The organism is Arsenophonus endosymbiont of Bemisia tabaci Q2 (genome assembly GCF_902713415.1).
Classification (GTDB): domain Bacteria; phylum Pseudomonadota; class Gammaproteobacteria; order Enterobacterales; family Enterobacteriaceae; genus Arsenophonus.
Genome location: NZ_CACTIE010000187.1, coordinates 1 through 6475 on the forward strand (window position 1 = coordinate 1; position 6475 = coordinate 6475).

The 6475-nt window shown below is 39.3% G+C and carries 5 protein-coding genes and 1 pseudogene; all 6 read left to right on the plus strand.

All coding sequences use genetic code 11. The annotated features are described in order from the left end of the window. Window positions 1-123 precede the first annotated feature (123 nt). Window positions 124-557 (plus strand): annotated as a pseudogene (locus tag ARSQ2_RS09540) (L-asparaginase family protein); the annotation flags it as partial. Between the two features lie 225 nt (window positions 558-782). Next, the gene (gene serC, locus ARSQ2_RS09545) at window positions 783-1871 is read left to right on the plus strand and encodes a 3-phosphoserine/phosphohydroxythreonine transaminase (protein ID WP_181995158.1); all 1089 of its coding nucleotides are present in this window, start codon (window positions 783-785) and stop codon (window positions 1869-1871) included. Between the two features lie 113 nt (window positions 1872-1984). Further along, a complete protein-coding gene (gene aroA / locus ARSQ2_RS09550) occupies window positions 1985-3274 on the plus strand; it encodes a 3-phosphoshikimate 1-carboxyvinyltransferase (protein ID WP_181995159.1) in 1290 nt (429 codons plus the stop codon). 175 nt (window positions 3275-3449) lie between these two features. Then, on the plus strand, window positions 3450-4136 hold the full coding sequence (gene cmk, locus ARSQ2_RS09555; protein ID WP_181995160.1) for a (d)CMP kinase: 687 nt from the start codon (window positions 3450-3452) through the stop codon (window positions 4134-4136). Between the two features lie 201 nt (window positions 4137-4337). After that, complete coding sequence (rpsA, locus tag ARSQ2_RS09560; RefSeq protein WP_181995162.1) at window positions 4338-6011, plus strand: 30S ribosomal protein S1; 1674 nt, start codon at window positions 4338-4340, stop codon at window positions 6009-6011. 60 nt (window positions 6012-6071) lie between these two features. Beyond that, window positions 6072-6356 carry an integration host factor subunit beta gene (gene ihfB, locus ARSQ2_RS09565; RefSeq protein ID WP_181995161.1) on the plus strand — a complete coding sequence of 95 codons (285 nt, stop codon included), beginning with the start codon at window positions 6072-6074 and terminating at the stop codon, window positions 6354-6356. Window positions 6357-6475 lie beyond the last annotated feature (119 nt).

Sequence of the window (6475 nt, forward strand, 5' to 3'; positions counted from 1 at the left end):
GGCACAAGCTAAATGTAAAAAAAGAGCGCTCGGATGCGACACAGATATTTTGTTCGCACTCAATATGGTGTAATCAAAATTAAGTCGCTTAGCTATAATGCTGGCGCTGAAGCTTTTATCTAAAATGGCAAAGTGCACTATTTAAACGCAGCTCAACCCAGAGCGCAGAACGCAATTTTTGATATTAGGCAGTTAGATAAATTATCTAAAGTTGGCATTGTTTATAATTACTCAAATGCATCGGTATTACCAGCCAAGTCATTGATCTATCATGTCTATCAAGGCATTGTTAGTGCTGGAGTGGGTAACGGCAATATGTATAACAAAATTTTTAATGTATTGGCCGATGCAGTAAAACAAGGTATAGGGGTTTTCGCGCTAGTCGTGTGCCAACAGGTTTTACAACTCGCGATGCAAAAGTGGATGATAGTAAATATGGATTTGTTGCTGCAGAACGCTTGAATCCACAGAAGGCTAGGGTTTTACTAGAGTTAGCCTTGACTCAAACCCATGACCCAATAAAAATTCAAGCGATGTTTGATAAGTATCATAGCTAAGCGTCTTAATTTTGATTACAAAAATATATGTTTTTCTCCAATATAAATTTACTGATATAGAGTAATTACTTGTAATCATGTTAAAGTCGCCTAGCTATAATTGGTTATCAGAAAAATGCTGTTTGCCGGCCAGTTGTTTTATTTACAGCTGTTCAATGGTAATGTTAAAACCTAACCAAAGATTAAATAAAAGTAAAAGCTTAATTAGGTCAATAAGGGTGGGTGATGAGTCAGGTATATAATTTTAGCGCTGGTCCGGCCATGTTACCGGTAGAAGTTTTACATCGTGCACAACAAGAACTTTGTAATTGGAACGGTATGGGTGTTTCGGTGATGGAAATAAGCCATCGCAGTGAAGCTTTTATGGAGATGGTTAAAGAAGCTGAACAAAATCTACGTCAATTACTCAAAATACCAGATAATTATAAAATCCTTTTTTGTCACGGTGGGGCCAGAGGTCAATTTGCCGCCTTGCCACTAAATTTATTTCAACCTGATGAAACCGTTGACTATATTGTTGGTGGCTATTGGGCAAAGTTTGCTGCGCAAGAGGCAGAAAAATATTGTGCTGTCAATGAAATTGATATTCGGCTGGAAAAATCAGCTTATTTAAGCGTGCAACCGATGGATAAATGGTCATTAACGACCAGTGCCAAATACCTTCATTATTGCCCGAATGAAACGATTGATGGTATAGGTATCCACACACTACCTGATTTTTCGGCCGATAAAATTGTTATTGCTGATTACTCCTCAGCTATCTTATCACGGCCACTTGATGTTAGCCGTTTTGGTGTTATTTATGCTGGTGCGCAAAAAAATATTGGGCCAGCAGGCATCACACTGGTTATCATTCAGGAAGATTTGTTAGGTCGGGCAAGAAAGGCAACCCCCTCTATCCTTGATTACACCATATTGGCTAAAAATGACTCAATCTACAATACGCCCCCAACTTTTGCCTGGTATCTATCGGGTATGGTGTTTAAATGGTTAAAACAGCAGGGTGGCTTGCAAGAAATAGAAAAACGCAATCAACAAAAAGCCCGCTTACTGTATGATTTTATTGATAATAGCCAGTTTTATATTAATCGAATCGATCCAGTTAATCGTTCGGTCATGAATATTCCATACCAAATGGTAAAACCTAACTTGGATGATAAATTTATCAAAGCGGCAGAGCGGCTAGGGTTACGGTTCTTGAAAGGGCATAAAGCAGTAGGTGGCATGCGTGCTTCAATTTATAATGGTATGCCGCTGGCTGGTGTACAGAAGCTAGTTGATTTTATGATTGATTTTGAACATCAGAATAGATAAGTTAAATAATCCTTTGTGGTTAGATTGGTAGTGATATCGTCTAACCCTATCAAATGAATATAAATGTGATTTAAATAATTTATCCAACTTCGTTATTGGAGAGTCTATTATTAATGCAAGCCCTGACAATACAACCCATTTCTTACGTTGAAGGTACTATCAATCTTCCTGGCTCGAAAAGTATTTCTAACCGGGTACTATTGTTAGCTGCATTAGCGCAAGGCCAAACCGTTTTAACTAATCTTCTTGCTAGTGATGATATTCGTCATATGCTTAATGCTTTGACAGCATTGGGGGTCGAATATCAATTATCCCAGGATCTCACCACGTGTATTGTAAAAGGTGGCGGGCATTATTTTAGCCATAAAAATAAAAAAGGTTTAGAAATTTTTCTCGGTAATGCCGGCACGGCTATGCGCCCATTAACTGCGGTTTTAGCATTGGCGGACAATGATATTGTCTTAACCGGCGAGCCCAGAATGAAAGAGCGACCTATTGGCCATCTCATTGATGCGCTACAGCAAGGGGGGGCAAATATTGATTATCTTGAGCAAGCTGATTATCCGCCTATAAGGATAAAAGGTCGCTTTCGCGGTGGGAATATCACAGTAGATGGACGCGTATCTAGCCAATTTTTAACAGCTCTTTTAATGGCCGCACCTTTAGCGCCTAATGATACGACTATTCAGATAAAAGGAGAGCTGGTTTCTAAACCCTATATTGACATTACTCTGGCACTGATGCGTGATTTTGGCATTGAAGTAGATAATCAACACTATCGTCGATTTCATATTAAAGCCGGAAAACATTATATTTCACCAGGGGATTATTTTGTTGAGGGGGATGCCTCTTCTGCCTCTTATTTTTTAGCTGCGGCAGCAATTAAAGATGGTACCGTTAGGGTAACAGGTATTGGCAAAGATAGCTTGCAAGGCGATACCCAATGCGCTGCTGTACTAGAAAAAATGGGTGCCAAAATACTTTGGGGTAAAGATTATATCGAATGTCAACGAGGTGAGTTAATTGGTATTGATATGGATATGAATGCGATCCCCGATGCGGCGATGACGGTTGGGACTCTGGCGCTCTTTGCCTGTGGTGAAACTATTATTCGTAATATCGATAACTGGCGGGTAAAAGAAACTGACAGATTAACCGCGATGGCGACTGAGTTAACAAAAGTTGGCGCAAAAGTGGAAGAAGATCGTGATTATATACGTATTTTACCGCCTAAATTATTACAGCATGCTCAAATAGCAACTTATAATGATCATCGTATGGCGATGTGCTTTTCACTTGTCGCGTTGTCAGATACGCCGGTTACCATTTTGGATCCAAATTGTACCGCTAAGACTTTTCCAGACTACTTTAATCAACTAGAAAAATTAAGTCATCGGTACTAGTGTATCCCTAAAAATTAGTACAATACTGAACGACGAGTATTATACCTGCAACGCTAAATTTTCTCTGAATATCTCTTTGTTTTCCTTAATAGAATGAATTGAGTATAATAGGGTACTTATTAGCCTGATAGAAAGTGGTTGCTAAATTGCATTTCTATCAAAAAGGAGGAGTATAATGGTGGTTTTACCCCCCGTTATCACAATTGATGGTCCAAGTGCCGTAGGTAAAGGTACATTATGTCACGTATTGGCAAATAAACTGGGCTGGCAGTTACTTGATTCTGGCGCCATTTACCGTATTCTGGCTTTAGCAGCATTACATCATCATGTTGATATTAAGTCTGAAGAAGCATTAGTTCCATTAGCGGCTAATCTTGATGTCCGTTTTGAACCAAGAGAAAACGAATTAGCTGTTATGCTTGAGGGGGAGGATGTCAGTAATGCAATTCGTAGGGAAGTTGTTGGTAATACGGCATCTCTTAGCGCAACTTTTCCTCGCGTTAGAGAAGCATTATTGCGTCGGCAAAGAGCATTTCGCACTAAACCGGGTTTGATTGCTGACGGTCGTGACATGGGAACGGTGGTTTTTCCAGACGCACCGGTAAAGATTTTTCTTGATGCCACACCTGAAGAGCGCGCTCGTAGACGAATGCAACAGTTGCAGGAAAAGGGCTTTGATGTTAAATTAAGTGATCTTTTAACTAATATTAAAGAGCGTGATTATCGTGATCGTAATAGGTTAATTGCGCCATTGGTACCTGCAAAAGATGCGTTGATCCTGGACTCTACAAAGTTATCAATTGAAGGGGGCATCGAGCAAGTACTTGCTTATGTGAAAAAAAAGCAGATAATATCTATATAATATCTATATAATATCTATATAATATCTATATAATATGCTCAATATTGACATATAATAAGTTAATACATCTATTTGGTGTAGCTCAATTTTTCTTCAGTTAAGTAAAGCTTTGTAACAAGGAGTGTTGCGAGGTATGTGAAATAACCCCATTTGGCAGGATGTTGAATGGCAGTTAAAATTAAAATTTTTGAAGATATTACTATGACAGAATCTTTTGTTCAACTCTTTGAAGAATCTTTACAGAGCATCGAAACCCGTCCAGGGGCTATTGTTCGTGGTGTTGTTGTTGCTATCGACAAAGATGTTGTGTTAGTTGATGCCGGTCTGAAATCAGAATCAGCGATCCCAGTAGAACAATTTAAAAATGTGCAAGGTGAGCTAGAAATTCAGGTTGGTGATGAAATCGATGTTGCTTTAGATGCAGTAGAAGATGGTTTCGGTGAAACGATCCTGTCTCGCGAAAAAGCGAAACGTCATGAAGCTTGGTTGATGCTAGAAAAAGCCTATGAAGATGCCGAAACAGTTATAGGCATTATCAATGGCAAAGTGAAAGGTGGTTTCACAGTAGAATTAAAAGGAATTCGTGCATTTTTACCCGGTTCATTGGTTGATGTTCGCCCAGTTCGTGACACAACTCACCTGGAAGGTAAAGAGCTTGAGTTCAAAGTTATCAAACTGGATCAGAAACGCAATAACGTTGTTGTTTCGCGTCGTGCTGTGATTGAGTGTGAAAGCAGTGCAGAACGTGATCAGTTACTGGAAAACTTGCAGGAAGGCATGGAAGTTAAGGGTATTGTTAAGAACTTAACTGACTATGGTGCATTCGTTGATCTGGGGGGTGTTGATGGCTTATTACACATTACTGACATGGCTTGGAAACGTGTTAAACACCCAAGTGAAATTGTGAATGTTGGTGATGAAATCAATATTAAAGTATTGAAGTTTGATCGTGATCGTACACGTGTTTCTTTAGGTCTGAAGCAGCTTGGAGAAGATCCATGGGTAGCTATTGCTAAGCGTTATCCAGAAGGCACTAAGTTGACAGGACGAGTCACTAATCTTACTGATTATGGGTGCTTTGTTGAAATTGAGGAAGGTGCTGAAGGTTTAGTACACGTTTCCGAAATGGATTGGACTAATAAAAATATCCATCCATCTAAAGTTGTTAATGTGGGTGATCTTGTTGAAGTTATGGTTCTGGATATTGACGAAGAGCGTCGTCGTATCTCATTAGGTTTGAAACAGTGTAAACCAAATCCATGGCAGCAATTTGCAGAAACGCACAATAAGAATGATCGGGTAGAAGGTAAAATAAAATCTATTACTGATTTTGGTATCTTCATCGGTTTAGATGGTGGTATTGATGGTTTAGTTCATCTGTCTGATATTTCTTGGAATGTTGCAGGTGAAGAAGCGGTTCGTGAATACAAAAAAGGCGATGAAATCGCTGCAGTTGTATTGCAAGTTGACGCTGAACGTGAACGTATTTCTTTGGGTATTAAACAGTTAGCGGAAGATCCATTTAATAACTATCTGTCTGCTCATAAGAAAGGTGTTATCGTTACCGGTAAAGTAGTGGCTGTTGATGCGAAAGGAGCAACGATTGAGTTGGCTGCTGGTGTTGAAGGTCACTTACGTGCATCTGAAGCTTCACGTGATCGCGTGGAAGATACTACTCAAGTATTGAACGTTGGCGATACAGTTGAAGCTAAGTATACTGGTGTTGATCGTAAAAACCGTATCATTACCTTATCTGTTCGTGCAAAAGATGAAGCAGATCAAAAAGATGCCATTGCTTCTGTGAACAAACAGGAAGATACCAATTTTGCCAATAATGCGATGGCAGAAGCGTTCAAAGCAGCGAAAGGCGAATAATTAAGTTAATCCATAGGGCAACATTTTGTTGCCCCGTAACGGTAGTTTAGGGGAGGTACTATGACCAGGTCTAAATTAATTGAAAGACTTATTAACCAATTAGCTCATATACCAGCAAAACTTATTGAAGAAGCTGTGAAAGAAATCCTTGATCATATGGCAATAACACTTGCTAAGGGAGAGCGTATTGAGATCCGCGGATTCGGCAGTTTTTCTCTTCATTACCGTGCACCGCGCATCAGCCGTAATCCGAAAACGGGTGATAAAGTTGATTTGAAAGGAAAACATGCTCCTCACTTCAAGCCGGGTAAAGAATTACGCGATCGCGTTAATATTTATGCATAAATATTAACAAATTTAATTTATTTATTGCAGGTTTTATTGCTTCTATGACGGCAACTCCTCAAGGTGAATTATTAAGTCCTTTAGTATCATTGAGCATATATAGTCATGTTTTCATGAAG

What these genes read in the sequence shown, in the direction of transcription:
- aroA (WP_181995159.1), top strand. Translation starts at nt 1,985, where the DNA reads ATGCAAGCCCTGACAATACAACCCATTTCTTACGTTGAAGGTACTATC.
- ihfB (WP_181995161.1), top strand. Translation starts at nt 6,072, where the DNA reads ATGACCAGGTCTAAATTAATTGAAAGACTTATTAACCAATTAGCTCAT.
- serC (WP_181995158.1), top strand. Translation starts at nt 783, where the DNA reads ATGAGTCAGGTATATAATTTTAGCGCTGGTCCGGCCATGTTACCGGTA.
- cmk (WP_181995160.1), top strand. Translation starts at nt 3,450, where the DNA reads ATGGTGGTTTTACCCCCCGTTATCACAATTGATGGTCCAAGTGCCGTA.
- rpsA (WP_181995162.1), top strand. Translation starts at nt 4,338, where the DNA reads ATGACAGAATCTTTTGTTCAACTCTTTGAAGAATCTTTACAGAGCATC.